This is a genomic window from Planktothrix sp. FACHB-1355, from assembly GCF_014748295.1.
GTDB classification, from domain to species: Bacteria; Cyanobacteriota; Cyanobacteriia; order Cyanobacteriales; family Aerosakkonemataceae; genus Aerosakkonema; species Aerosakkonema funiforme_A.
The window spans coordinates 1-1,804 of sequence record NZ_JACJUP010001302.1 but is presented as its reverse complement, the minus strand read 5'-3'; the positions used below and the strand labels follow the sequence as shown (position 1 = coordinate 1,804).

Annotated in this window: 2 protein-coding genes; one reads left to right on the top strand and one right to left on the bottom strand. The window is 44.0% G+C overall.

The window, feature by feature from the left end:
* Window positions 1-26: 26 nt before the first annotated feature.
* Window positions 27-491 (bottom strand): hypothetical protein, encoded by a 465-nt coding sequence (locus H6S82_RS31785; protein WP_190470331.1) that lies wholly within the window; start codon window positions 489-491, stop codon window positions 27-29.
* Between the two features lie 153 nt (window positions 492-644).
* Between H6S82_RS31785 and H6S82_RS31780 the strand changes: the two genes are divergently transcribed.
* A partial coding sequence (locus H6S82_RS31780; RefSeq protein WP_199318011.1) for a caspase family protein occupies window positions 645-1,804 on the top strand: 1,160 nt, incomplete at its 3' end.

The following is a 1,804-nucleotide window of genomic DNA, read 5'->3' as shown; positions in this document are numbered from 1 at the left end:
TCATCTGCGGTTAAAAATTTCTCAAACTATTTCGCGCCAATGAACTGTTTGAGTTGCTCGAAACGACCTAACTTTTTGGTGGTTTCCACTGGAGCGGGATTACTCAAAATACTGATGACCATGTTGTTAATTTCATTGCTTTTAAAATCCGATTCGTCCGTCTCCGGAGCGAAACCCCGTGTAGCTATTTCTGGCGTCGGTGGGATTATTTCTTCTACTTCAGATTGAGTGGGAATTAACTCTTTTGGAATATTGCCATTGACATTATCCAGTTGCGATTTAGCAGATTGATATAATTGATTTAAGTTTGGGTTCGCTGCAATTACCGTCATCAAAGTTGGTTCGATATCGGATTCCCAAGCATCCGGGTCGAGGGAAAGTTGTGCAGCGACATCGGATAAAGTTGATTCTTCATCTTCGCTTAAGGGAGATTCTAAATCCTTAAGCGCTAACATCAGAGCCAGTAAAGAATTGTTAACAACGGCGTTCATAGCTCTACACAAAGCAGTATTTTTACGTAAGTATATATATTAACTCAAGTTGCGGCGATTAAGTAGAGTGCGTCACAAGGATAAACTCGATCGTTACTCCTAAATTTCTGTATTCTGACGCACCTTATCGACTCAAAATTAATTATTAGCAATTTGAGTTATTACCTGAATCGCGCACCCATGAACCGAGAAGCTTTAGTAGTAGGTATTAATCGCTATCCAATGCTGAAGGATAAACCCACCAGCAAACCGCGACATTTGATGAAATCGGCGGCGGATGCAGAAGCAATAGCGCAATTTCTGGAAACCTACGGCAATTTTCGGGTACAGCGCTTACCTGCTATTAATATCGAAGGTTCTTGGCAAGTAGATTCCGATCCCGCACCCAGGAATTTAATTCAAGCGCAGGATTTAAAAAAAGCGATCGCCAACCTCTTCAATCCCCCCAGCAGCAGTATACCCGATACCGCGCTGCTATTTTTCGCCGGACATGGGTTGCGTTCCCACGAAGGCGGCGTCACCGAAGGTTTTCTAGGGACATCCGAAGCTAACCCATTGCGCGGAAAATGGGGACTATCGCTACAATGGTTGCGCCAATTATTGCAGGAAAGTCCGGTACGACAGCAGATAGTATGGTTGGATTGCTGTCATAGCGGCGAATTACTCAACTTTGCCGAAGCAGACCCAGGTAGTCGAGGGAAAGCGCGGGACAGATGTTTGATCGCTGCATCGCGAGATTTCGAGGTAGCTTACGAAGAAGTAGGCGGCGAACATGGCATTTTGACAAGTGCGTTATTGCAAGGTTTGAAACCAGAAAATCATGCGGAAAGTTGGGTAACGAATTATAGCTTAGTCGATTTTATCAACAAGCAATTGGCAACATCGCGCCAACGTCCGATATTTCATAATTCCGGCGGCGAGATTATTCTGACTGGTGAAAAAGAAAAGATAGAACGTGCTGTTTTAATGGCGGGAGTTTGTCCTTATAAAGGATTGCAAGCTTTTGATTTCAATGATGAAGATGCCAAATATTTTAAAGGTCGGACAGCACTGACAGATTTGCTATTGGATAAAGTCAGAGAAAGTAATTTTCTGGCAGTAATGGGTGCTTCTGGTAGCGGTAAATCTTCTGTAGTGAAAGCCGGATTACTTTATCAATTAAAATTAGGACAAAGATTATCTGGCAGCGAGACTTGGCCGATTTTAATTGTTCGACCGGGGGAACATCCACTCAAAAGTTTAGCGCGGGTGTTTGTGGAAGAAAACCTCACCCCCCCAACCCCCCTTCCCTACGAGGGAACGGAGGAGAATGA

Coding starts and splice junctions, on each gene's coding strand:
- H6S82_RS31785 (WP_190470331.1), bottom strand. CDS start 491: ATGAACGCCGTTGTTAACAATTCTTTACTGGCTCTGATGTTAGCGCTT.